Annotated in this window: 21 protein-coding genes; 14 read left to right on the top strand and 7 right to left on the bottom strand. The window is 38.2% G+C overall.

Translation table 11 applies throughout. The annotated features are described in order from the left end of the window. Positions 1–476: 476 nt before the first annotated feature. Entirely contained in the window at positions 477–2,423 is a 1,947-nt protein-coding gene (locus HPE56_RS06155; RefSeq protein ID WP_223170203.1) for a putative porin, read from the bottom strand. A 192-nt stretch (positions 2,424–2,615) separates the two neighbouring features. On the opposite strand from HPE56_RS06155, the gene HPE56_RS06150 reads away from it, so the two are divergent. From HPE56_RS06150 to HPE56_RS06115, 8 genes are all read left to right on the top strand, one after another. Beyond that, positions 2,616–3,212 carry a ribonuclease HII gene (locus HPE56_RS06150; RefSeq protein ID WP_188242883.1) on the top strand — a complete coding sequence of 199 codons (597 nt, stop codon included), beginning with the start codon at positions 2,616–2,618 and terminating at the stop codon, positions 3,210–3,212. A gap of 29 nt (positions 3,213–3,241) precedes the next feature. Further along, a complete protein-coding gene (locus HPE56_RS06145) occupies positions 3,242–5,704 on the top strand; it encodes a ribonuclease HII (protein WP_188242882.1) in 2,463 nt (820 codons plus the stop codon). A 196-nt stretch (positions 5,705–5,900) separates the two neighbouring features. After that, the gene (locus HPE56_RS06140) at positions 5,901–6,590 is read left to right on the top strand and encodes a TapB family protein (protein WP_188242881.1); all 690 of its coding nucleotides are present in this window, start codon (positions 5,901–5,903) and stop codon (positions 6,588–6,590) included. Positions 6,591–7,120: 530 nt separating this feature from the next. Next, positions 7,121–7,837: a DUF4412 domain-containing protein gene (locus HPE56_RS06135; protein WP_188242880.1), complete on the top strand. Its 717-nt coding sequence runs from the start codon at positions 7,121–7,123 to the stop codon at positions 7,835–7,837. 32 nt (positions 7,838–7,869) lie between these two features. Beyond that, the gene (locus tag HPE56_RS06130; RefSeq protein WP_188242879.1) at positions 7,870–9,363 is read left to right on the top strand and encodes an OmpA family protein; all 1,494 of its coding nucleotides are present in this window, start codon (positions 7,870–7,872) and stop codon (positions 9,361–9,363) included. 87 nt (positions 9,364–9,450) lie between these two features. Continuing rightward, positions 9,451–10,284 carry a helix-turn-helix domain-containing protein gene (locus HPE56_RS06125; RefSeq protein WP_188242878.1) on the top strand — a complete coding sequence of 278 codons (834 nt, stop codon included), beginning with the start codon at positions 9,451–9,453 and terminating at the stop codon, positions 10,282–10,284. Positions 10,285–10,506: 222 nt separating this feature from the next. Continuing rightward, positions 10,507–11,127: a hypothetical protein gene (locus HPE56_RS06120; RefSeq protein ID WP_188242877.1), complete on the top strand. Its 621-nt coding sequence runs from the start codon at positions 10,507–10,509 to the stop codon at positions 11,125–11,127. 79 nt (positions 11,128–11,206) lie between these two features. Then, on the top strand, positions 11,207–13,969 hold the full coding sequence (locus tag HPE56_RS06115) for a CHAT domain-containing protein (RefSeq protein ID WP_188242876.1): 2,763 nt from the start codon (positions 11,207–11,209) through the stop codon (positions 13,967–13,969). Here the strand turns inward: HPE56_RS06115 and HPE56_RS06110 are convergent. Further along, positions 13,966–14,700, bottom strand: coding sequence for a tetratricopeptide repeat protein (locus tag HPE56_RS06110; RefSeq protein WP_188242875.1), 735 nt, complete (start codon positions 14,698–14,700; stop codon positions 13,966–13,968). The two genes, HPE56_RS06115 and HPE56_RS06110, sit on opposite strands and share 4 nt — an antisense overlap. Positions 14,701–14,702: 2 nt before the next feature. Next, on the bottom strand, positions 14,703–15,275 hold the full coding sequence (locus tag HPE56_RS06105) for an RNA polymerase sigma factor (RefSeq protein WP_188242874.1): 573 nt from the start codon (positions 15,273–15,275) through the stop codon (positions 14,703–14,705). A 204-nt stretch (positions 15,276–15,479) separates the two neighbouring features. Between HPE56_RS06105 and HPE56_RS06100 the strand changes: the two genes are divergently transcribed. From HPE56_RS06100 to HPE56_RS06085, 4 genes are all read left to right on the top strand, one after another. Beyond that, positions 15,480–16,541 (top strand): YncE family protein, encoded by a 1,062-nt coding sequence (locus HPE56_RS06100; protein ID WP_188242873.1) that lies wholly within the window; start codon positions 15,480–15,482, stop codon positions 16,539–16,541. Positions 16,542–16,677: 136 nt separating this feature from the next. Next, on the top strand, positions 16,678–17,043 hold the full coding sequence (locus tag HPE56_RS06095) for a hypothetical protein (protein ID WP_188242872.1): 366 nt from the start codon (positions 16,678–16,680) through the stop codon (positions 17,041–17,043). Positions 17,044–17,074: 31 nt separating this feature from the next. Beyond that, positions 17,075–18,262: an outer membrane protein assembly factor BamB family protein gene (locus HPE56_RS06090; RefSeq protein WP_188242871.1), complete on the top strand. Its 1,188-nt coding sequence runs from the start codon at positions 17,075–17,077 to the stop codon at positions 18,260–18,262. 109 nt (positions 18,263–18,371) lie between these two features. After that, on the top strand, positions 18,372–19,010 hold the full coding sequence (locus tag HPE56_RS06085) for a collagen-like protein (RefSeq protein WP_188242870.1): 639 nt from the start codon (positions 18,372–18,374) through the stop codon (positions 19,008–19,010). A gap of 99 nt (positions 19,011–19,109) precedes the next feature. On the opposite strand, the gene lipB is transcribed toward HPE56_RS06085, so the two are convergent. Genes lipB through HPE56_RS06070 form a run of 3 tightly spaced genes read right to left on the bottom strand, consistent with a single transcriptional unit; the run spans position 19,110 to position 20,757 of the window. After that, entirely contained in the window at positions 19,110–19,826 is a 717-nt protein-coding gene (gene lipB, locus HPE56_RS06080; RefSeq protein ID WP_188242869.1) for a lipoyl(octanoyl) transferase LipB, read from the bottom strand. Between the two features lie 31 nt (positions 19,827–19,857). Continuing rightward, positions 19,858–20,595, bottom strand: coding sequence for a hypothetical protein (locus HPE56_RS06075; RefSeq protein ID WP_188242868.1), 738 nt, complete (start codon positions 20,593–20,595; stop codon positions 19,858–19,860). Between the two features lie 6 nt (positions 20,596–20,601). Further along, positions 20,602–20,757: a YqaE/Pmp3 family membrane protein gene (locus HPE56_RS06070; RefSeq protein WP_109654881.1), complete on the bottom strand. Its 156-nt coding sequence runs from the start codon at positions 20,755–20,757 to the stop codon at positions 20,602–20,604. A gap of 156 nt (positions 20,758–20,913) precedes the next feature. On the opposite strand from HPE56_RS06070, the gene lysS reads away from it, so the two are divergent. Both lysS and HPE56_RS06060 read left to right on the top strand, forming a co-directional pair. After that, entirely contained in the window at positions 20,914–22,605 is a 1,692-nt protein-coding gene (gene lysS, locus HPE56_RS06065; protein ID WP_188242867.1) for a lysine--tRNA ligase, read from the top strand. Between the two features lie 184 nt (positions 22,606–22,789). Continuing rightward, on the top strand, positions 22,790–24,220 hold the full coding sequence (locus tag HPE56_RS06060; RefSeq protein ID WP_188242866.1) for an SLC13 family permease: 1,431 nt from the start codon (positions 22,790–22,792) through the stop codon (positions 24,218–24,220). Between the two features lie 54 nt (positions 24,221–24,274). On the opposite strand, the gene HPE56_RS06055 is transcribed toward HPE56_RS06060, so the two are convergent. Further along, entirely contained in the window at positions 24,275–24,682 is a 408-nt protein-coding gene (locus tag HPE56_RS06055; RefSeq protein WP_188242865.1) for a hypothetical protein, read from the bottom strand. Between the last annotated feature and the right edge of the window lie 434 nt (positions 24,683–25,116).

Below are 25,116 nucleotides of genomic sequence, written 5' to 3'. Positions count from 1 at the left end.
CCCTTAAAAGTATCTCAATGAACGTGGCCCGAAGACCTTTCTTTCCCAACGACCTTAATCGTTTCGGGCTGCAAACCTACAACCATTTTCCCTTTCAACAATACTTTTTTTGAAGGTTTTTTTGCCTTTTTTCAAAGGAGCCATCTAAAATACTGAAAATCAACAATCCTTACAAGAAAAAAAATCAAAAAAATTGTAGCTTAAGAAGACCCTCCCTATAAAGGAAAAAAAAACAAGGATCTTTGAATGACAGCCCCCTTTAATCCTTCCGAAAAATCCAAAGAATAAATAAGTTTCTGAATTACAGAAACATACATCAAGATGTAAACAAAAAAATGTACTACCCTACTATTTAAACGAAAAAAAACGGCATTATCCTGAAATGGAATCCAGTAAACAAACAAACCTGCCCCTTATTGATATGTAGGGGGCTATAGCCTACTCAGGTTATATCATAAAAAACCTGAACGGGTATATTAAGAAAAGAAATTCCAGACCAAACCAAACCGTATTACGAAGTCACGATAGGGATAGTTGGGCGCGGAAAAAAACTTATATCCAGAAAAAGATGAATTGAAATGCTCCGCTTTTAAATAAATACGTGTTTGCTGTACCCTGGCATTAATAAAAAAGTCCAACATGGGATAACCTCCCAACTCTTCATTGTTCTGGGTATAGAACTCCCCTAAAAGAGGATTATAGGCATCCATCATATAGGAAGTGTAATACTTGAACGTAATACCAGTTTGAAGGTACATTGCCTTTTGAAACACTTCGGAAGAAAAGTAAAGGGTATTCCTGGTCACCAATTGGGGCACGTTGAGCACATCATTGCTCTGGGAAACGTTCTGGTACATTACGGTGTTGTTCAAAGCAAAACTACCCAATCGTAACTCCTTACTATACTTAACTTTCAAATGACCGACACTATTCGTTTCCTGAAATGGCTTTATGCTTGCCTGTTCCTGATTTTCTACCAGTTCCAGTGTCGGGTCTGTTCCAAAATAAGTATAGTTATCGATATTGGTATACTTTGCGGAAAAGTCGCCCCATTTCTTAGCGTTAAAATGAACCTGGAGACTATTCACGTTTTGATCCTCAAAGCTTGAGTTGTTCTGCCAGTTATAATTCTGATAATCGCTTTGGTACAACAAGAAATTATAGTCTGGCATTCTTGACGATGAATGCAATGAAACCCGAATCTTATTGTTTTCATTGAATCGATAACTCGCCGACGCATCCAAAATACTCGTGGTAAGCTCTCCCGAAAGATTGTATTTGGCATCCCCCTTAATCAGGAAACCACCTATTTGCTTTTCATATTTGGCGCCGAGACTTACCTCATCCCCTCTTAATTGGCTTTGGATTTTCCCTCCATCCTCAGTAACCAACAGACTATTGAAATAATAATTGTAATGATATAGGCTTATATTACCTTGCAATCTACCTAAAGTGGCATTGTAAAATTCCGCATTGAATTCATTACTCATGGTTTTAAGATTTGCCTTGTCCTTTATGGACGAATCAAAAACATCACCAAAATATTCATTGGAACTACTCTGTTGAAATTGATAGTACTTGGTTTCATAATTAAAGGTATGCCCAATGGCCAATGAGGTTTTATCCACCGAACTCGAATCTTTACTTTTTCGCAACAACTTATATTGATGTTCTAAATAATATCGTTTTCCCAAGATCTTATTCTCCCCCATATCCGAAGACGTGAACCGGGTATCAACACGTGATCTATCGGTATATTCCGGGTCTCCCGATTCAAACTGCTCCGCTGCACTAACGAGTCCACCGTTCTCTTCCGTTTCCACATCCTGGGCCGCGATATGGGCTCGGAAACTATACCGCCCATTTTCGGTAATATAATTGGCAGTAGATCTAAAATTACCGGATTGCGCTTGATTAAGTTGATATTTACCTAAAGACCGAAACCCTTTAAAACCCAGTGACACATTAAAACGTCTTGAAGTGTTGAAGGTTAGCAGAGCATCCAACAATTGACCTTGTTCAAAAGTGGTCTTAAAGAACAAATCGGTCATTGGGGTAGCTACATTATAATAATCAATATCCTCAATTTCAAAATAATTATAATGCTTTGCCTTAGCACCCATTCGGGGATATAGTTGTTTTCTTTCAAAATCAACACCTAGCTTATTATAGGGCTGCCCAACATTTGCAAAAGGCATCAATTCAAAATCATCCTTTCTCAGATAATTGTATTTGTATTCTTTTTGTATCGTAAGGGTCGTATCTAAATAGGTGGTGTCCCTTTGGTAAGAAATGATCTTATAGTCCTTAATGGTGATTTCTTGGCTTTCGGAAGGAGGCGGTTTTTTTCCACCCATCTTCTTAAACCTTACGGAATCGTTTTTCTTGCCCGGAGGAACAGGGCCTACCTGTGCTTGAAGCATAGGGAAACTAAATACAAATAGCAGTAGGAAGAAGTATTTCATAAAATCGCTTACGCGACAAAGTTAATTTTTTTGTTTCGAATAAAATGTGAAAGTTTTTACAACAAATGGTTAATCTGTCACAGATTATGACACAAGTACCTTTGATTGGATCAAAAAAATTATCTTCGCTTACCATCAGATTGTCTAATTATGTTAAAAAGATTTCACCATGCCTTTGATGAAGTGGGCACCGATGAAGCCGGTCGAGGCTGCCTTGCCGGACCAGTCACCGCTGCCGCAATTATTTTACCAAAGGGCTTTAAGAACACCGTACTGAATGACTCCAAACAGCTTTCGGAAAAAAAACGGGACACCCTAAGACCTTTTCTAGAGGAAAATGCCATTTGTTTTGGGGTTGCACATATACAACCCACTGAAATTGACAAGATCAATATTCTCAACGCCTCCATATTGGCGATGCACAAAGCCATTGACCAACTTACCAATGACCTGAAATTCATCATCGTTGACGGCAATAGGTTCAAACCTTATAACGATGTTCCCTACGAATGCATCATCAAGGGCGACAGTAAGTATATGAGTATTGCTGCTGCATCCGTTTTGGCTAAAACCTACCGCGATGCCTACATGGCCCGATTACATGAAGAATTCCCCATGTACAATTGGAAACAAAATAAAGGATACCCTACCAAGGAACATCGGGAAGCCATTCGAAAATATGGCATTACACCTTACCACAGGAAAAGCTTTAGGCAATTGCCAGAAGAGTTGACACTAAAACTTTAATAAAGTAACTTCGCAATAAACTCCATGAAATGAAATCCAGATTTTTTTTCGGCCTAGTATTTCTTTTGGCTATAGGTTGTTCCAAACATCAATCGACCACTACCTCCTTATTGGAATTCATTCCTCAAAATGCAGCTGTAGTCATAAAAATAAACCATCTAGATGGTTTTAAAAGCGATTTGAAAAACAATGATTTCATCACCAAAACAGAATCGTTCGGGAGCTATCGGGCCCTATTGGACCAAATTAAATATCTGGATTACGTGAAGACCAATAACGAATCGTTGTTGGCTTTTTCTGCATTGGGCGCTGAAAATTATGAATTCACCTTCGTTACCCGTGATTCAACCAACACTTTTGTGTTGGACAGTGTTCAAAATATCAAAAAAGAATCCTTTGCCATAGAAGGCCAAAATATGTACAAATACGAGATAGAGGGCGATGTGTTATATGGAATGAGCTTCAAAGGACAGAACACCATTAGCTCTTCTAGGGTAATTCTTGAAAATCTCCTGAAATATTCCGGTACATCAAAAACCTCGAAGGGGTTAAACAAACTATACGAGGTTTCAAGTGCTACCAAAAATGCCTCCATATTCATCAATCTTGAAAATAGCGATCCCTTGTTCAATCACCTGACCATCGAAAATGCCGATATAAGACTTTCCGATTACTCGGACTGGGCACTTATCGATATCAACGCAGACCAAAACCATTTACACTTGAACGGTATTACGGTTGTTGCCGATTCTACCAAGAAGTTATTGAATTTATTCAAGAACACCCATCCGTTGGCTGACAGGACGGCATCAATCACACCGGGCTCGGCCGATGCCATTCTATCGTTTTCCTTTGATGATTATAGCGTTTTTGCCGAAAACCAAAAACAATACCTTCATCTAGAATCCCCCAAAGATTCCCTGCTCAACACCGTTGAGGAAATCGGCATCATCTATAAAAACAATGACAAGGCCATCCTTTTGAACACCTATGGCTCGGAAAGGTTATCCGATTATATTGCGGGCATCAAAAAATCAGAGACCGAATATCAAGGCAATCAAATTATGCAATTGGGCAAACCTGATTTTTTAGGCGATTACCTAGCCCCTTTAATTGAAACCTATTCCGCGAATTACTGTACCATTATTGAGAACACTTTTGTTTTTGCGGAAAGCAAATCCATGATACAGGAGATTATCCTAAACCATAAAAACGGATCTACCTTTGAAAAAACAGATGGTTATGCCTCTGCCCATGATGCGCTGGCCAGTGAATCCTCGGTACTTTTTATTTCGAATTCAAAAGGAGTGCAAGAAATTTTAAAGGAGGAATTTTCAAAGGAATTATTGAATGATTTTGGGAAGGCTTCCTTTGACAAGAACACCTTTGCTGCCCAAATAGTAGCCGATCAAGGATTCTTTCATACCAATATTGCGATTCTACAGACCGCAAGAAAATCAAAGATCAATAAGGTATCCCCCTTATTCTCTATACAATTCGATGCTGATTTGGCAACCGTTCCCCAATTTGTCACCAACCACAATACCAATAAAAAAGAAATTGTGGTACAGGACCAGGAAAACAATCTATACTTGATTTCCACCAGTGGCAAATTGCTATGGAAAAAGCAATTGGAAGGGCAAATACAAGGAAAGATCCATCAAGTCGATATTTATAAAAACCGTCGATTACAACTTGCATTCACCACGAATAACCAATTCTTGATATTAGACCGAAACGGGAAAGAAGTAAAACCTTTTACAAAAAAATTCAAAGGGGGTAATCTTAATGAACTGGCTGTTTTTGATTATGAGAACAGAAAAGACTATCGCTTTGTGGTAACCCAAGGGGATAAGATTTTCATGTACAACAACCAAGGGAATATCGTTAAAGGCTTTAAGTTCACCAAAGCGGAAAGTGCAATTATAAAAGCGCCAAAACACATAAGGGTATCCAACAGGGATTATTTGGTCTTTATGTTGGACAATGGGGAATTGAAAATCCTTAACCGTGTAGGTACTACAAGGACCAAGGTAAACGGAAAAATAAAGTTCTCACAAAATGAGGTTTATTTATACAAGAACAAGTTCATATTGACCGATACCAAGGGGGTATTACATCAAATTGCACCAAACGGGAAGCTAAGTACAACCAATTTACGATTAAACGATGACCATGGTATTGACGCCACCAGCAATACTTTTGTTTATATGAATGACAATGTGTTGAGCATTAAGGGGAAAAAAGTGGAACTCGATTTCGGCGTATATTCAAAACCTAGGATATTCTATATCTATGACAAGATATATGTTGGAGTCACCGATATTCAAAATCAAAAGGTCTATCTGTACGACAGCCAGGCTAAACCCATAACCGGATTTCCCGTCTTTGGTTCCTCCCCTATAGATTTGACCGATATGGAAAATGACAGAAAGTTGGAAGTGGTCACCCAAGATGCAAAGAATTCAATTATCGTATATCAACTTAACTAAACCATTTAACATCCATACGCATATCCTTAATTATACATTGATTTCCTGCAAGAATATCAACCTAAATAGACAAAGGTTTTTTATTTTTAAATTGCAGCTACCTAAGGTATGCTGCTTGCTTTTCAAATAAAATCAGCTTTCTTTGGTATTCAACACATTATACGTAACTTATAAAAAAACCAACACTTATTCGTCCATGAAAAAACATCTAACCCTATTCGGCATCATCCTAATAATGTCCTCTTTCGTCACTGCACAGGAATGCAGTAAGTATTATCCAATGATCGAGGGTGCCAGTTTCGAGTATACCAATTACAATAAAAAAGGAAAGTCCCAAGGTATTTCCAAATACCAAGTGACCCAAGTAGAAACTTCCGGGGATGCAACCACCGCCACTATGGCTATAGAACTCAGTGATGAAAAAGGGAAGGAAATGTATAAAACCGACTACAACTTCACATGCACGGGAAATATGGTCACTATAGATTATAAATCCCTTGTGCCAAGTAGCATGTTCACACAGTATGAAGGTATGGAGATGGATATCTCTGGGACCGATCTTGAGTTACCCAATGACCTCAGTGTTGGTCAGCAGTTGGCAGATGCGAATGTTAGTGTGAAAGTCAGTATAGGCGGCATGAACATGAACACCACGATCGACTTGATCAACAGAAAGGTTGAAAAAAAGGAAAGTGTCACCACTCCAGCCGGTAGTTTTGATTGCTATGTAATTTATAGCGAAAATAAAATGAAAGCCATGATGGTAAACCAGACGTTCCCTTCAAGGGTTTGGTTTGCCGAAGGTATAGGCATGATCAAGCAAGAGAGTTTTAATCAGAACGGAAAATCGATGGGGACAACGTTACTTACCAAATACAATAAGTAAGAATCCTTCATGAAAAAACAAAAAACCGAAGTCTACGCTTCGGTTTTTTTATTCGCTATCCAATATTACTTAAATACAACAAACCAAACTAGTCACGATTCAAATGATGTTATTAATTGAATGAGGATTTGCGTTATATCGTAATTCCCTTATCACCAATTTAATTGATACACCGATAAAAAAATGCCTTAGAAAATTAGGGATATCCGCCTCAACCAACAATAACCTTATCATGTTCCGTCATTTACTGGACGGAAGGCTATATTACTCCGAAAACAACCCATAAGTTTTAAAAAACCACCCTCCTTTGTAAAAAAGGAAAGGCCTTCCTATAATCTACATTTTCCTTAATATTCCCGTTTTTTAGTTCATTACTCCCAACATCAGGTCAAATTCCCAAAAGTCAATTGCAACAGCAATCTTGGTCCAGGCCTCTTATGACCAAAATTAAATTCCTTTCTAAAAATCTTCATGATGTTAACCTTTTTATCCATAGAACATAAAAAAGGGAAACAAAGAAAATCAAACATATGGACTTTTTAAATAGCACTTTAACGATCACAGAGAGAACCAACCTCAAACATACTACAATTTCAACACTGTCGCTTGTACTGTTAGCCCTACTATTAGGCACAAATTTAAATGCCCAAAGTGATGTATACACTTTTGACTATATATATCAATTAGAGATTGAAAACCCTAGGGGTAATAAAACGGTTATAGATTATTATTTACCTACCAATGGAGGCTATTTCTGCTCCAGGACCGAAGGTGATATGGTCGTCGTTTTTGATAATGCAAGTAACAAGATGTATAGCTATATGGGTAAGGATGATAAAAAAATAGTAATGACCATGCCTTTTAACTTCAAAGGCTTGTTAAAAGAATACAACGATGCCGAAAATCCAGAGGTCTATGAAGCTGCGGGCTATGGGAATTTACTAGGCCACGACTGCACATTGTTCAGAATGACCAGTGACAACCTAACAAGCGAAGTTTGGGTGGCCGAAGGGGTAATCGATGGGTCTTTTGGCGAAAATTCAACGACCCCACAACTTTTCGGATACATCTTGGCAAGAAGCCTAACCCTTGATGACGATTCCCTTAAAGCCATCTATTCGGGTTTACCCTTAAAAATCGTAACCAATAAAAAAAGAGGTAGAAAAGAAAAAATCACAACCATGACATGTACAAAATTTGAGCGGGAAAATTTTCAAATTATTACATCGGAATACGAACGCCTTTAAGCTATACCCTTTTAATTTAAAAATTTCAAATAATGAAGCATTCACATAAATCAATATTAGCTTTAATACTGTTTGGGTTTCTCTTCCTCAATTCCATACAGTCACAAGAAAAAAGATTAAAACGGCCTTCTGGCCGTGTAGGAATCCATAGTGTGGATACATTCGTCAGGGAATCATTTGACCTATACGATAAAGTGTACCTATACGATAACTATGCCCAAGAAGGGAAACCATTGGATGAAGATGATTATGAAACTTTAATCGATACGGTTGAAGACTCAGAACGTGTTCTATCGAGTGCCCCAGATGCGATAGCGGATATTAATGGTGCCGGTATTCTTAAACAAGGCAAAGCGACATTACAAATGAACCGGGCAAAAAAAGCCTTGAAATACAGCTTGAAAACAGCCAAAAAACTGTTATCGGAAAAAAAGAAAAAAAATGATAAAACAACATCTGACGATGACATTGCCAACAACGGTCCGGACAATGACCATGGCTCTTCAGGCCAAGAAACCAATACGACCCAAGAATTAGAGGTCTATAGTAAGTTCGATTTTGTCCCTGGTGACAAAATACTAATGACAGATGATTTTTCTTTGGACAATATGGGCGATTTTCCATCCAAATGGAATACCAATGGCACCGGTGAGCTGACTATGATCAATGAAGAAAAATGGTTTAAACTGGCCGGGAAATCCATTTACATCCCCGATTTGCCTTCCAATTTGCCCGAAGACTATACCGTAGAGTTTGACATGCTTACCGTAGTTGACAAAAAAACAAGTTCACAGGCAAAATTGGAAATATGGCTTGAAGACAACAATATGTTCAACACCTCAAAAAATATGGCTATGGTAGAAATACCCCTATGTTTATTTATTGGTGTAGGCTTTATAATCGAGAATAGAATTGCAGGCAACCGTGTCATCAGAAATACGGTAGAAAAAGACATAAGGGACATACTTTTACAAAAAAACCATGTTTCCATCGCCGTTAACGGCAAAAGGTTTAGAATGTGGATCAATGAAAACAAGGTGGTAGACGTACCCAGATTGGTTCCTGACAACATCGTGTCATTCAAATTGCACCCAAGGGATATTCGCGATGGCATTGACAATGTTTTCATCAACAATATAAAAATTGCCCAAGGTGGTCTGGACTTGCGTGGACAATTATTGGAAAATGGTAGGTTTTCCACTACAGGCATTCTGTTCAACTCTGGCTCGGATCAAATAAAGCCTGAATCTTTCGGTGTCCTGAAACAAGTAGCAGAAACCATGCAACAGGAACCAACCTTAAACCTGAAGATTATCGGCCATACCGATGCCGATGGCAACGATGGGCAAAATATGACCTTATCGGAAAAACGGGCCTCAGCTGTCAAAAATACCCTAATTGCCCAATTCAATATTGGAAGTAATAGATTACAAACCGATGGAAAAGGGGAATCGGAACCTGTTGATAACAACACTACAACCGAAGGCAAAACCAATAACAGGCGTGTGGAATTTGTAAAAATATAATATATCAATTTTCAATCATATCCATTTTTAATCTAAATTTATAAACCATGGTCATTCCAAAATCAAAACCTAATCAATTAACCTCACATGTTCACCACCTATCCCGTCACAAAGAAACTACAACCTTATGTATCGTTCTATTATGACATAATCTGGGAGCGTAAAGACTATGAAAATGATATACGTGAGACCGTTTTACCAAGTGGCAAAGGTTTTATGGTCTTTCAACACCAGGGAAGGTTTAGGGGCATGATGGATACTAAAGAACAATCTGTACCGAAATACTATACCATTGGCCAACAGACTAAAACCTATACGCTTTTCTCCGATCATGAAACCAATGCATTGACCGGAGTCGCTTTTAAACCCACAGGTCTTTACCATTTTTTCGGGCAGAACATGTCATTACTTACCAATACCCCTGCCGATTCAAAAACTGTTCTTGGTTCTGATCTAACCCATTTTGAAACCTCCTATGAAAAGGAATTACGGGCCGGAAAGAAAGTGGAACTGGTGGAACAATTACTTTTAGACCTATTGGAAGATAAAAAATACGTTCCCAATTTTATCGACATTGCCATCGATATGATGGATCGCTCTTTGGGGTGTGAACCGATTACCAAGGTTACCAAAAAATTGAATGTCAGTGAACGCTATTTTCAAAAGAAGTTTAAAGAAGTGGTAGGTATTGCACCTTCGGTTTACAATCGCATGGTTCGCTTCAACAATTTATTCTCCCAAATCGATGCTGAGGACCAAAACAACTATAAAACCCTAGTAGCACTGTTCAACTACTATGACCTAGCCCATTTCAGTAAGGATTTTAAAAAATATTGCGGGGAGTCACCAAAAAAGTTTCATTTGGATAAGTTCAAATTTGTAAAAGAGGCCTTTGTCAAGAATCCAATATTCCTTAAATAGTTCACCTACATTTATTTAAATGCCTGTTTTTTGTCCCTTTTAACAAATAGGACGGGTTTTTACAATTTTATATCCGATCATTTCGTATCTTTTTTCCTTTAAAATTCCCCCAGAATTTTGTTCCCCCACGAATTAAACAGGCTAAATAGTTGAGTAACTATGTTAACCTTGACTTTTTATGTCCATTAAATGGAAACAAAATAAACCTTTTATCAACAAACTATGAAAACAAAACTATTAATTATCGTCATCTTCTTATCGCTTCTTACGACCTCATGTGTAAAGGATTATACCGGTAACGCCGGCGATTCAGAAGACGTGGTATTAACGGAAACGAATTTCAGTTATGAGGGTGATATGTTCAAATTCTATTTGAATTCAGAAATCGAAAACTTAAATGAAGATATTTCCAAACTAAAAAAAATCTCTCCCAAAGACCCAGGTTATAATCAGGCACAAAAAGATATAATCGAAGCAGAGATACAACAAGATAAATTCAAAAAACAAATCGCAGGCATCATAGATTTGAGTGAAGTCGGTTTAAAAATAGGGCCAGATATTCCACGGCCACCTTGTAATTGTTTGGGTCTACGTAATTCTCTTGAATACATGTTGATTTTAGAAGGAGAAAACATTAAAAACATAAGCCTCTTAGATACAAACGGGAAGGTATTAAGTTCAACTGCTCCAAAATTCACTCCCTTCCCTGAGTATAATGACCAATTACTTTACACTCAATTTATAGTCTTTCAGAAGATTAAGGGTGAAGTACTTATAAATATCAGTAAATTAGATGACCAAGGTAATTTATTAGATTATAGTTTTAAAGGGTATGTGTTTTAATCCTATTTTTAGGATATAAGGCAGGCTTTAAAACTAATTGCAATGTTGGTTTCCATCCTAATGGGGGCCAACTTTTACTATGAAATATTTTGTGTTCTTATTCTTAATATCATTTTTTCAACTTAATGCCCAAGTTGAAGATGACTATGATTTGGAAATAGACAAATTATCTCAAAAATCAAGGGAGTTTTATTATACCAACAAAGATTCCGTTTATTTCTATTTACATAAAATTTATCAATTTACTAAAGTACAAAACCAATGGGAGGATGAATTCTTTACTTTAATAAACTGGAATAGGCAAGCTGGTTATTTTTATGATTTAGAAAAAATGAACAACAATCTTTTACTGTTGGATTCTTTATGGGTTAAAAACAAAAAAAAGATTGAAGATTCCCCGCAAAAACGCCTTTTTGAAAATTCGTTACTATACGACAAAGGCAATTATTATTTTAAACTCGACGAATTCCTAAACGCCCGAAAAGCATTTAAACAAATTGTTGACTCAACAGAAAAACTACCGGATTCCGTTAGCAGCATAAACGATAAATATTTACTTTCAACCTCTTATAGTTTTCTGGCAAAAATGTTCAGTAATGAGGGTAAATATGAATTGGCCAAGCAATTTTATCTCAGGAATATAAGATTTTTAAAGTCAAGCATCCCTGAGGACGAACGTACATTACACAGAAATTACAGTTTATTGGCAGAAGTTCATAAAAGGGAAAAAAACTTCAAAGTATCCAATGGTTTTCTTTTGAAATCATTAAAATTGGATATTGATGAAAATGGCAGTTTAAATAGTTTAATTACAGATGGTTTCCATCTTGTTGAAAATTATGTTCAACTTTCAAAATTGGATAGTGCCAAATACTATTTAAAACTTATAGAAAATAAACTTCCCCCAAAACATCCTTTTAGGCATAAATATCATGAGGCAAAAGCAGGGATACACCAAAAAAATGCGGAGTTTGATTTAGCTATTGCCGAATATAAAAACGCCGTTTCGGAACTTGAGCATAAATGGGGGAAAAGAAAACATGACGAATTTGCCACGGTCTATAATAAAATAGGAATAGCATATATGGCTGCAAACAAGCCCAAAGAAGCCTTGGAAATGTATGATTTTGCTATTCAACAATTATCCCAACGAAATGCCAATAAGACTTCAATTCTCAAAACCCTAAAAAACAAAAATTCAGCTTTAATTTCCATTAACTCTTATTTGAAAACAATTGAAACAACCGCTCTTGCCATTAATATACTTGATAGTCTAAAACCTTCGTTCAAAAACCATAATGACAAATTACTTTTAATAGAAGACGCCTTCCCGCTCTTCGAATCAGGGTTAGAGGCTGTTTACAACCTAAATGGGAAAAACGCAGGTGATTCTATAATCGACAAAGCTTTTTATTACTTGGAAAAAAGTAAATCGGTTCTATTATTGGAAGCTTTACTTAATGCTAAAGCGACTGAATTTGCAAACATTCCACATGAAGTTTTAGAACGTGAAAGCCAATTGAAATCCAAAATCACATTTATTGAAAAAAAACTTAATACTTCAAAAACCGAAAATAGTGAATTAGAAGGACAACTGCTCGAATTGAAGAACGACCACCTCAACCTTATCCAAAAAATTGAGTCCAATTACCCCGCCTATTACAATTTAAAATACGGAACTAAGGTCATATCACTGACAAAGACCCAGGAACTATTGGAAAAGGATGAACTATTGATTTCCTTTTTCTATGGAAATAATGCCATTTACGCCATCAGTCTAGAGAACAATACAAAGAAAATAATACGGATACCGATTGATTCGGAATTCGAGACAAGTATCACTAGGATTTATCGAATGCTTTCCGATCCAAAATCGGATGCAATGACTTTGGGTAGGACCACCTATGCCATATATGAACAGCTGCTGGCACCCTTCTTAAAATCTACCAACCAGAAAAAAGTGATCATCATGGCCGATGGCCTTTTGAACTACATCCCCTTCGCAGCCTTGAACACAAACCCCGAAGGTATAAACTATCTAGCCGAGAACCATGCCATTAGTTATGTGAATTCGGCCACGCTACTTTCTGAATTGCGGCAACGGCAACCAAAAGAGCATACCGTTTTGGCCTTTGCCCCCAGTTTTGATGGCACTGTAAATGTGAACAATGCCGACCGCGGAAAATTACTGCCTTTACCCAGCAATAAAAAAGAGGTGGAACAGATTTTGTCTTCTTTCGACGGCCGTTCCTATATTGATGAAGATGCCTCCCTTTTAAATTTCAAATCGCAATTATCCTCTTTTGGGATGGTACATTTGGCCACACACGCTATTTTTGACGATACCGCCCCTGAATATTCCTATTTGGCCTTTTCCCAAAATGGCAACCCAACAGAAGATTTACTATATGTAGCCGACCTATATAACTTAAAAATTGACGCAGATCTGGTTACTTTGAGTGCCTGTGAGAGTGGTTTGGGCGATTTAAAGCGAGGGGAAGGTTTTATGAGTTTGGCAAGAGGATTCTTTTATAGCGGGGCGGCGAGTATTGCCAGCACCTTATGGAAGATCAACGATGCCAGTTCCGCTACTTTAATGGGCAGTTTTTACAAAAATCTTTCCAAAGGGGATGCTAAGGATATAGCTCTGCAGAAAGCACAGCTAGAATTTTTGAACACTAATCGGGATAACGGTTTATCGCATCCCTATTATTGGTCAGGTTTTGTGATTTCAGGAAATACTTTACCGCTATCACAGTCCTTCAATTGGGTATGGACATCAATAGGTGCCATCGTAATACTTGTAGGTGGGTTATTCTACTTCAGAAGAAGAAGGACTTAATCCAATGCTTTAAGCAACGTTTGGGCCTTTTCCTTTTTGTAGTCAAAATTTTCAACAAGACTCTTTAAGGTTGCTACAGCGTTTACCTCATCCTTACTTTTAAGGTAGGCCAGGGCAAGATACCAATGGGCTTCCGCCTTAAATTCCTTACTGCCAACAATAACACTTTTCAAAGCCGCAATGGCCTCTTTGTCCTTTCCCAAATTCAGATAAGATTGCGCCAAATAAAAGTCCACCTGCCCGGTTTCCCCCTCTTTTTTCAAATCCAGGAATGCAGTGACCGCCCTTGCATGGTCATTGGCCTCATAGGCTGCAAAAGCATCCCTGGTCAAGGATTGGCCGCCATCACTTCTAGTAATCGTATACACGGTATTGGGATACGTTTCAAAATTCGATGCATACAATTCATCATAATCTGGCCCGGAAAAAGTGCTATAGGCCATCCAACCCAAGGCGACCAATAGAGCGAAGGAGGCTGCCATCGACCAAAACTTGAAACTACTTTTAGAATTGGAATTTTGGTCACTACTTTTGATTTCCTTCTCAAAACCGACCAGTTTTTGCTTTAGGTTTTCTTTCTGGTTCTTTTTGATAACGCGCTTCAGATTCTTTTCAAATTCAAATTGTGTTTTGAAATCCGGATCATTTTCCAACAATTCATTAAAAAGCTTTTGCCGGTCCTCTGTGAGCTGGTTCGCAAAATATTGATATAATAATTGTTCCTTATCCATAATCAGTGGGCTTTATTAGCCTGTATACGTTCCCGCAATGTTTTCATACAACGGGATTTTGCCGCTTTTACAACGTTCTCGGTATTGTAATTTCGAGCCTCCATGATTTCCTGAATCGTATAGCCGCGATAGTAAAAAAGGGTCAATAACTCCTGACATTGTTCCCCTAATCCCCCGAAGTGTCTTTTTAATAATACCTGCTCAGGAGTCAACTCCTGTTCTTCCATTTCAAAACTATTCACCAATTCATCTTCCTGCCCTACTATTGAAAGGTCATATTTTGAGCTTACCTTTTTTTTATTCTTTTTCATGCGTTCAAAAATCAAGTATTTGCCAATACCGAAAAGATAGGTCGCAATACTACTGGTAAAACTTTCTACTTTTCCGTTCATCACATTATCGTAGAAAATGACATAGGCATCTTGATAAACATCTATATTTTCCTCATCCGACAAGTGGTACCTCCGTGCAAAATTCAGGAATTTGTCACGGTTCTCTTCGTAAACCCGTTTCAACGCCAAGTCCGAGCCCTTTCTAAGATCCTCGAGCGTAATTTCGGTTTTTGCTTCTTTCACTTTAATGTAATGGGAAAATTAAGGTTAACACTCTTGAAGGCTAAATTTAGTCTTTTTCATTTTTTTAGAAACCACCAATCCTAAAAAACTACTTAAAAGACAGTGATTGTAGTATTTGAGCTACAATCACTCAAACTAAAAAAAGATCGTTCTGTTAACCTTATGGTTTTTTCTACATAAAAAAAGAAATTTAAAAATTACAATATGAAAACATCGACCAAATTTTTAAAAAACCTATTATTATTTGCATGGGTTGTGGTACTAACAAGTTGTAACAAAGATGAAGCTTCTGCGGAACCAGAGCAAACGGATGGTATTTATGGTAAATGGGAGGTTGTCAGTGGCGAAATTTTAATAAATGACGCTAAATATATTTATATAAATACCGATGACACCTTTATTGTTCAAAGTGAAGACAATCGCGGTTTTAGGGATGACTATAAAACCAACATAACCGTAACGGACATTCAGATTACCATCAGTGCTTGGGGAACCAGTATTTATAATTACACCCTTGAAGGGAATGAACTAACCCTAATTCCCCCTTATGACTCCCCTCCTATTTTACTACGAAGGATAGCTAATGATAATGAGGCTGATAATTGGATTGAACGATTATCTATTTTAGATCAAGGGAATGTCCCATGGGGTAGGGATATGGATATTACCTTTGATGGTGAATTTCTTTTAGGCTACCATGGAGAAGATGGTAATATACTCCAAATAAATCCCAACGATTTCTCAATAGCGGGAACCATCCCCAGTACAACAAGGTTAAGTGCGGTAGAAATTGAAAAATCAGACTCATCCTATAGACAACTATTTTTAGGAGGGAGTGGCAGTGGCACGTTTGATTCTTTCCTCTATTCGAGTAACTCCTTATACTATACCTCTATCCCTGTCGGAGCCTATATAAGAGGTATCGCTTCGATTGAGCCCGGACAGTTATGGTTAAATAGTCATAACGAAGAAAAACTGTACAAATACAAATCCAATGGCGCTTTATCCCCTGGTGAAATATTAGAGACAATAGATCTGGGTTTTCAACCAAACGGAATGGACTATAGGGATGGGTATTTATATATGGTAAAGGATAATAAAATTTTTAAGTGCACCACATCTTCAGGCCTTAGGGCAGTAGAAACCTATTCTTTGGACTATCATGAAATAGACGGAATTACTTTTGACGGCACAAATTTTTGGTTAAATGCCGAATCCTATGAAGAAGAGGGATACAAACTCATTAAAGTAGATTTAGGGGTATAGTATAAACCATTATCCTTTTTTAACCTGTTCCACTTTTAAAAGTCGAACAGGTTTTTCTTTTGCATAATTCCCAACTACGTGTTAACCTTTTAACCAATGGAACATAAAAGGAAAACAATCCCATAAAATTATAATCATGAAAACAAAAGCAAGCTTATTGATCATATGTGCATTCGGCTTTTTCACAACATGTCATGGACAATCGAAAACAAAGCAGGATTCCAGTACCCAAATAAACCTCCTAGACGAACAAACGAAAATGTTCAGCGGGATATTCGACCTAGCAGGGGCCGGAGCCGAAAACCCAATGGCCGGAGCCGAAAACTATACTGAACTCATTGAAAAAATGGATGCTCCAGAAGAACTCAAGCAACAACTTAGGGAAATGTACAACGTCTATGATAAGAGTCTTGACCCAAAAAAGAAAGACTCTTTAAAATTGGCAGTTGGTAAAATGCTGAACAATGCCATGGAGAAAACCAAAAACGATCCTGAACATTAGAAATCATTATAAACTTAAAATATTTCAAATAATGAAAACCAATAAATCACTTTTGGGAATACTTATAGTGCTTATTGTTTCGATAAGCTGTAAAAAAGACGATGATAATAGTTTTGATGAAATAGTGGAGCCTATCAACAACATCGTAGGAAGTCTTTGGATAAATAACAGTAATGTCTTTACGGAATTGGATTTAAAGGACAATCAGCAAATCAACACTTTCACTACTTTGTCTTCATTCCATTGTAATGAATTTGAAGGCACATTCATATGCACCCAAGGGGAATATACTGGAACAAAAACAGTACAGCGAAAAGGTTCTTTCAACGGAGAACTCATGTGGTCCAAAGATTATGTAAAAGATAGTGAAAGGTATTTCCAGATCAATGCGACAACAGTACATCAAAATTCGATTCTACTTAGTTATAGGATAGTCAATTCAACAACCTACAATTCCACCAATCATCTTGAAGCTTTAGACCTTGACACCGGAAACGTTATTTGGAGCATTGAACTCGGTAATGAGATAAAGAAGATCACACCCTACCAAAACAAGATAATCGTTGAATTGAGTGTAGGCTCAAGTACCATGGAACTATTGAGTGTAAATGCGGATACCGGCCATATTGATAACAGAACACCTTTCACTGATAGAATCTCAAAATTAATTGGCGGCTCCTCCTCGGTATTGATAATGACTTGGAGCAATAGTATAGTTTCCATGGATGCTGAATTGAATGTGAATTGGACCTTTAATACGGAGAGTCCCAATATTTTGGGAGGTTATGAAATTGATAACCAGTTTATTTTTTACTCCCGGGACCAGACCGTTTATAGCATTGACAAAAGTGAAGGGAACCTCATTTGGAAACACACCTATATTGGAATGTTCCCATTGGCTATTGGCATATCCAATGATACGGTTTTCATTAGCCTTAAAGAGGAAGGGGAATCAAGCATTGTAACCAAAACCCTTGATATTATTAGCGGTGAGGAACTGGATTCCTATTCATACATGACTGCTGAAGAATGGAATTCCTCTGCGACAAAATATTACTTCTTTGACAATCACCTATTACTCTTCAACATAGTACCTGATGACAACAAAGCGAATATCGCCTTGATAAATATTTCAGATAAAATCCTGCTATGGGAACGGGAATTGGAACAAATAGCTTATCCCCATTTAATAATCACTCCAACAGGTTTTTACCAATAGTCAATTGGCCATTCAATTGATATCAAGGTTTTAATATTGAATTTCATCTTAAATGTTAACCTTTAATAATCGCCTCCATTAAGGTACTATAATCTTAAAACAAGAAATTATGAAATTTACAGTGAAATTATTAGGTATGGGGTTAGTACTATTGGCCCTAATGTTTACATCTTGCGCAAAAGATGGCGAAGATGGCATGGATGGTGCCATGGGCCCCGTGGGTACTAACGGCATCGATGGTGTTGATGGCACAGATGGTGAAGACGGCGCTGACGGAGCTGACGGAGCAAATGGTGCCGATGGAACTGACGGAGTGGATGGTGAAGACGGAGCTGACGGCAATGCGAATGTAACCTCACAAAATTTTGATATTAGTGGTCACAGTGGAACCACTTATCAATTGGCAACAACTATGTTAACAGCGGATAATGTTGAAAATGGAGTCATTTTAGCCTATTTGCGAATAAATAATGAATGGTATCAAATTCCCAATCAACAAATCTTAACCAACGGTTTTTCCCTTATAGATATCTCAAGTTATTTTAGCCCAATCGGCAGCTCCTACCGCTTAAACTTAGCATTCTCAAGAGATGGTCTTTCATATTCAATTAGTGCTGGAGACCTGGATGAACTTCGCTTGGTTTCTATTCCATCGAATTCCAATACTACTGGAAAACAATCGATTAATGGTAATATAGATTTGACCGATTATCATGCGGTAATGCAATATTATAATCTTAATGAGTAAGGCTCAGGATTTTATTTGAAATAAAGAGTTTTCTATACGAACAAAACTCTTTTAGGTATATTACATTCAGGTATATTCTATTTTACAAAAAACCGGGGCCTATACCTCGGTTTTTTCTTTTATGGTTTCCACCTCAAATAAATCCAAAAAATGTTTGAGCAATTTTTCTTTCACCTCATCCATTGAGACTTCCTTTCTACCTAATTCCACATTCAAGGAAGTTACAGCCTTACCTTTAATCCCACATGGGATCATCAAATCAAAATAACCCAAATCGGCATTCACGTTCAAGGCAAAACCGTGCATCGTCACCCAACGGCTGGCGCGAACCCCCATGGCACATATTTTTCTGGCAAATGGCGTACCAACATCGAGCCAAACACCGGTTTCCCCTTTGGAACGCTCGGCTTTCAATCCATATTCCGCCAAAGTGCGAATGACCATTTCCTCAAGGAATCGAAGATACTTATGAATGTCGGTGAAAAAATTGTCTAGATCCAAAATAGGATATCCTACGATTTGTCCCGGTCCGTGATAGGTAATATCGCCACCCCTATTGATCTTATAGAATTTTGCCCCTTTTTCGGCCAAGACCGATTCATCGACCAAGAGATTGGCTATATCCCCACTTTTCCCCAGTGTATATACATGGGGATGTTCCACGAAAAGAAAATGGTTGGGTGTTGGCATAAGGGTAGCCTCTTTCCTATTCCTGATTTTAATGTCGAGGGTCTTCTGAAATAAGAGCTCTTGGTAATCCCAAGTCTCCTTATAATCCTTTAGACCTAAATCCTGAAGTATTACGTTCTTGTTCATCAACACAAAGATACAAAGTCTACCCGCTAGATCAATCCTCTAATTCAACTTCTATATTCAAGGTATCCGGATTTTTCATATACGAAAGAAAGTCAACTTCGTAATACAAGGTTTTACCATCCGCACTAAAGGTCGCTGCATCAGCGGAAGAAGATTTGACCCTTCTGGGAAAATGATATTTCAATTTATAGGTCGAACCCGAAAGAAACATTTCCGCCCCGGCCAAACTATCGATGCTTTGTTGTTGTAAAACACTATCGACAATCCGTGCCGTACGTTTAAAAGTATTCGCTTTGAACGAATAATCTATCTCAGTCGCCTGATTGTTGATTTTGGAAGGGGCACTTTGCTTTTTCGCACCGGGCCCTATACTACTCGCATCCTGAAAGGCTTTGAATACATCGGTGATTTCATTAATGCTTTGAAAGTCGCGATACAAATCAAATTTCATTTCCTGGGTATCGGGATTCATGACCATATGCAGTTCAAAAGGTTCCAACTTTTTTAAATTTGCCTGATTCTCTTGCGATAAGGTAGCGATGCTGTCTTTCTTTTCTTCCAGGAAAGTCCTAAATGAAATCGTGGAATCAATCGCTTTTTCCTCGCTTTTCATCATTTCCTCCCCCATCATACCCATCATTTCAGAACCATCGAAATTGATCGAGATCTTCCCCGTACCATTCTCCTTAAGATAAATTTCCTCCGTAAAATTGCATGCGGAAACCAGGGCCAAAACCAGAAGTAACGACCAATAACGTAATCTGAACATAGTTTTTCAATTTGGATTATTGAGGATGACCAAAGCCGCTATAACCCCGGGGACCCATCCGCAAAAAGTCAAAAGTAAAACAATTAGAAACGAACCACAACCTTTTCCGATAACGGACAGTGGGGGAAACAATATGGCCAGAAGCACACGAATTAAACTCATAGATGTACGATTTTATGATTGATGTACCAATATGACGTAAAATTATCCATTTTGTTACACTTAAAACCGGTGTAATGGTCCAAAATCAACATTCCTAACCAATGGATTGATAGATTTGTGCAGACTACCTATATTTGCAGCCTTAATAACGATTTTATGCAGCTTTCAGAACAAGAAGTAATCCGAAGAGAAAAATTGACCAAATTGCGGGAGTTGGGCATCAACCCATACCCTGCAGCCTTATATCCCGTAGATGCCAAGTCAAAGGGCATAAAATCGAATTATGAGGAGGGTAAGAAAGTTATTATTTCGGGAAGATTAATGTCCCGACGAATCCAGGGCAAGGCTTCCTTTGCGGAGTTACAAGACAGTGAAGGTCGAATACAGGTATATTTTAACCGGGACGAAATATGTACGGGCGATGATAAAACCATGTACAATGATGTCTACAAAAAACTGCTCGACATAGGTGATATCATCGGTGTCGAGGGTGAATTGTTCACGACCCAGGTAGGTGAAATAACGGTGATGGTAAAAACCTTCACAATGTTAAGTAAGGCTTTACGTCCTTTACCCTTACCCAAAAAAGATGCTGATGGACATGTTTTTGACGAATTCAACGACCCGGAACTACGGTACCGACAACGCTATGTCGACCTGATCGTAAATCCATCCGTAAAGGAAACCTTCGTAAAGCGCACCAAAATCACCAATAGTATTAGGGAATTTTATAACAATCAGGGGTATCTGGAAGTTGAGACCCCGATATTACAACCTATCCCAGGGGGTGCTGCCGCAAGGCCCTTCCTAACGCACCACAATGCCTTGAACATTCCTTTGTATTTGAGGATTGCCAATGAACTGTATTTGAAAAGATTGATCGTTGGTGGTTTTGATGGCGTCTATGAGTTCTCCAAGGATTTCAGGAATGAAGGAATGGACCGTACGCACAATCCTGAATTCACCGTAATGGAACTCTATGTGGCCTACAAGGATTACAATTGGATGATGGATACCACCGAACAGTTATTGGAAAAAGTGGCCATTGATGCGAATGGCACATCCAAGGTAACCGTTGGTGAACATGAAATTGAATTCAAGGCCCCTTATGCAAGGGTCCCTATTTTAGAAGCCATAAAAATACATACCGGTATTGATGTGGCCGGTATGGACGAGGTTGAACTACGGGAAGCCGCAAAGGGATTGGGCATAGAGGTCGATGATACCATGGGTGTGGGCAAATTGATCGATGAGATTTTTGGCGAGAAATGTGAGCACTTTTATATTCAACCTACATTCATCATCGATTACCCAAAAGAAATGAGTCCATTGACCAAAGAGCACAGGACCAACCCTGCCTTGACAGAGCGTTTTGAGTTGATGGTCAACGGTAAGGAATTGGCGAATGCCTATTCGGAATTGAATGATCCCATTGACCAAAGGGAACGTTTTGAAGATCAGTTGAAATTATCTGAAAAAGGGGATGACGAAGCTATGTTCATTGATCAGGATTTCTTGCGTGCCTTGGAATACGGAATGCCCCCAACATCAGGAATCGGTATCGGCATCGATCGTTTGGTGATGCTTTTGACCAATAATTCATCGATACAGGAAGTATTGTTCTTCCCTCAAATGAGACCTGAGAAAAAACAGGTTGAATTATCGGAAGAGGAGAAAGCCATATTGGATTTACTAAAACCCGAAGGTCAAATGGATTTGGTAGTCCTAAAAGGCGCAGCCGGTTTAAGTGGTAAGAAATGGGATAAATCCATGAAAGCCCTTTCCAAACATGATTTAATTAAGGTTGTTGTTGAAGGTGACTCAAAAACCGTTCAACTTAAATCCTAAATCCGCTCACATAACAGTGCCGATTTTAAGAAGGAAATAGCACTACCGATTAAAATTATAAAGTAAAACAAAACCCTAACTTGGTAAAATAACCCAGTTAGGGTTTTCTGTTTAAACGTGTATTTTATTGGGGCCTTGTTTTATGTTTAAAAAAAATCCTAGTTTAGGGGATATAATTATTCCTATGACGTTAGGCAGAAAACTAGGGCTCTTTCTTGGGCCAATCTTATTTTTTATTATACTGAATTTCCCTGTAGCCCTTATCTCTGAAAAGGGGGATTTGGTAATTGCCATCGCCCTATGGATGGTTATTTGGTGGATTACCGAAACCGTATCCATATCGGTAACGGCCCTATTACCGCTCATTCTTTTCCCTATTTTGGATATTATGCCCATAGGTGAAGTTGGGGCTAATTACGGGAGCCCTATTGTCTTTCTTTTTTTTGGTGGTTTTGTCATGGCATTGGCTTTGGAGAAGGTAAACCTTCATCGAAGAATTGCCTTGAACATCATCAAATTGACGGGAACCACCCCGAACAAAGTCGTTCTTGGCTTTATGATTGCCACAGCGACCTTGAGTATGTGGATCAGTAATACGGCGAGTACCGTGGTGATGTTGCCCATCGCCATGTCGGTCATTGACTTATTGATCAATGATAAGGACGGATTCACAAAGAATGACAAGAATTTTGCTTTAAGTGTCATGCTGGGCATCGCCTTCTCGGCCAATGCCGGAGGAATTGCAACGGTCATTGGCACCCCTCCCAATTCCGTAATGATCGGCCTTCTGGAAAATGAGTATAACATCGAAATCTCATTTTTAAAATGGATGGTAATCGGTGTTCCTTTTTCAGCGGTAATGATCACCATCATATATTTTGTCCTCGTAAAATTGATGTTCCCCAATAAGGAATTGAAATTTACCGCATCAAAAGAAGTAATACAAACCGAACTGGAAAAACTGGGTCCATTGGGCGGAAAAGAAAAGATGGTCTTGACCATTTTTGCAATTACCGTATTTCTATGGGTTTTCAGAACATTGATCAATTCGATATTTCCCGAACTTGGGCTTTCCGATACCATAATAAGTATGGTTGCAGCTGTATTGTTATTTGCTGTTCCTTATAATATCAAAAAAGGTGATTTCATCATTGAATGGGGAGACACCCAAAGATTGGCTTGGGGAATATTGATCCTGTTTGGAGGGGGGTTGGCTTTGGCCAAGGGCATGTCGGTCAGTGGCATCGTTGATTTGGTTGCCAATGCGATAGCCGCTAGTGAAATCAGTATACTATTTACTGCCATCCTACTTATATTCCTAATGTTGTTCATGACCGAATTAATGAGCAACGTTGCATTGATTGCCGTTTTGGCCCCAGTCGTTGCGGGAATTGCCATAGGCTTGGATATTCCTATCCTTTATTTATTGATTCCCGTTACCATGGCAAGTAGCTGTGCCTTTATGCTTCCAATGGCTACTCCTCCCAATGCCATCGTATTCGCAAGTGGTTATATTAAGATCCATGAAATGGCCCGGATAGGGGTCATACTGAATTTAGTAGCGGTAGCCCTATTGTCACTTATGTTCCAATTTGTGATACCCCTGTTATTTTAACGAAAAAACCCCCGTAGTTACGAGGGTTTACACTTAAATTTTTGTTGGGTATTCCTATTTTGAAAAGGCATTAAAACCTGACGGCAAATAGTCGGAGGTATCAAAACCTAGCTCAATGGGAGCATCCTCAACAACATCAATATAGTTTATACTCTGTACGTCAGAAGGATAAGCGTATGCATCAAATCCTTTAGGTAGATATTGTTTGGTATCCAAATCAATGATGACATCATCTTCCAAATATGAAACGCCAGCGAAATCAAAATAAAATTCATGGGCATTAAAACCTTCCGGTAAATAGTCGGAGGTATCAAAACCTAGTTCAACTTCCATATCGTCTTCGATATAGACAATAGAACTGATATCTAAATTATCTTCATCCCTTTTCGAGTCATTCGCAAATATCCCACTTACAAACAGTAATCCTGTTGTAAAGCTTAGTAAAATTACTTTCTTATTCATAACATTCGAGGTTAAATTAAATGCAAATATATAACAGACTAGAGCAACTATTATTGTTTCTGATGTTGTGTACATGGGGAAAACGGCAGTCGTATAAAACCACTTTCGCAATTAACATCATACCGCATTGCCAAAATGGCAATTCCATAAGATCAGGTTTGCCTGGGTCGCAGGTTTTCAATTGGAATATTATGAAGGGAATAAATCGACTTAAAGGTGTTATTTCTTTGTTAATTACCCAAATTTCAACCATTTATCGATGAAAATCCCTGTTCTGCCCCAAATAAAATAAAGCCATTGCGATGCAACAGCTTTATTTATTGACTAATTCAAATTCCGATTACCATCGGTGAAGAAAAAATGAAGATTCTCTACATAATAGACGACGAAACCTTTTGAATGTTACACATATTCAATGATCATTCCGTATTTTC

Source organism: Maribacter aquimaris (assembly GCF_014596745.1).
Lineage (GTDB): Bacteria > Bacteroidota > Bacteroidia > Flavobacteriales > Flavobacteriaceae > Maribacter_A > Maribacter_A aquimaris.
Note: the sequence above shows the minus strand (reverse complement) of the source record. Positions and strands in the feature narration are given on the sequence as shown.

What these genes read in the sequence shown, in the direction of transcription:
- HPE56_RS06155 (WP_223170203.1), bottom strand. Translation starts at nt 2,423, where the DNA reads ATGCTTCAAGCACAGGTAGGCCCTGTTCCTCCGGGCAAGAAAAACGAT.
- HPE56_RS06150 (WP_188242883.1), top strand. Translation starts at nt 2,616, where the DNA reads ATGTTAAAAAGATTTCACCATGCCTTTGATGAAGTGGGCACCGATGAA.
- HPE56_RS06145 (WP_188242882.1), top strand. Translation starts at nt 3,242, where the DNA reads ATGAAATCCAGATTTTTTTTCGGCCTAGTATTTCTTTTGGCTATAGGT.
- HPE56_RS06140 (WP_188242881.1), top strand. Translation starts at nt 5,901, where the DNA reads ATGAAAAAACATCTAACCCTATTCGGCATCATCCTAATAATGTCCTCT.
- HPE56_RS06135 (WP_188242880.1), top strand. Translation starts at nt 7,121, where the DNA reads ATGGACTTTTTAAATAGCACTTTAACGATCACAGAGAGAACCAACCTC.
- HPE56_RS06130 (WP_188242879.1), top strand. Translation starts at nt 7,870, where the DNA reads ATGAAGCATTCACATAAATCAATATTAGCTTTAATACTGTTTGGGTTT.
- HPE56_RS06125 (WP_188242878.1), top strand. Translation starts at nt 9,451, where the DNA reads ATGTTCACCACCTATCCCGTCACAAAGAAACTACAACCTTATGTATCG.
- HPE56_RS06120 (WP_188242877.1), top strand. Translation starts at nt 10,507, where the DNA reads ATGAAAACAAAACTATTAATTATCGTCATCTTCTTATCGCTTCTTACG.
- HPE56_RS06115 (WP_188242876.1), top strand. Translation starts at nt 11,207, where the DNA reads ATGAAATATTTTGTGTTCTTATTCTTAATATCATTTTTTCAACTTAAT.
- HPE56_RS06110 (WP_188242875.1), bottom strand. Translation starts at nt 14,700, where the DNA reads ATGGATAAGGAACAATTATTATATCAATATTTTGCGAACCAGCTCACA.
- HPE56_RS06100 (WP_188242873.1), top strand. Translation starts at nt 15,480, where the DNA reads ATGAAAACATCGACCAAATTTTTAAAAAACCTATTATTATTTGCATGG.
- HPE56_RS06095 (WP_188242872.1), top strand. Translation starts at nt 16,678, where the DNA reads ATGAAAACAAAAGCAAGCTTATTGATCATATGTGCATTCGGCTTTTTC.
- HPE56_RS06090 (WP_188242871.1), top strand. Translation starts at nt 17,075, where the DNA reads ATGAAAACCAATAAATCACTTTTGGGAATACTTATAGTGCTTATTGTT.
- HPE56_RS06085 (WP_188242870.1), top strand. Translation starts at nt 18,372, where the DNA reads ATGAAATTTACAGTGAAATTATTAGGTATGGGGTTAGTACTATTGGCC.
- lipB (WP_188242869.1), bottom strand. Translation starts at nt 19,826, where the DNA reads ATGAACAAGAACGTAATACTTCAGGATTTAGGTCTAAAGGATTATAAG.
- HPE56_RS06075 (WP_188242868.1), bottom strand. Translation starts at nt 20,595, where the DNA reads ATGTTCAGATTACGTTATTGGTCGTTACTTCTGGTTTTGGCCCTGGTT.
- HPE56_RS06070 (WP_109654881.1), bottom strand. Translation starts at nt 20,757, where the DNA reads ATGAGTTTAATTCGTGTGCTTCTGGCCATATTGTTTCCCCCACTGTCC.
- lysS (WP_188242867.1), top strand. Translation starts at nt 20,914, where the DNA reads ATGCAGCTTTCAGAACAAGAAGTAATCCGAAGAGAAAAATTGACCAAA.
- HPE56_RS06060 (WP_188242866.1), top strand. Translation starts at nt 22,790, where the DNA reads ATGACGTTAGGCAGAAAACTAGGGCTCTTTCTTGGGCCAATCTTATTT.
- HPE56_RS06055 (WP_188242865.1), bottom strand. Translation starts at nt 24,682, where the DNA reads ATGAATAAGAAAGTAATTTTACTAAGCTTTACAACAGGATTACTGTTT.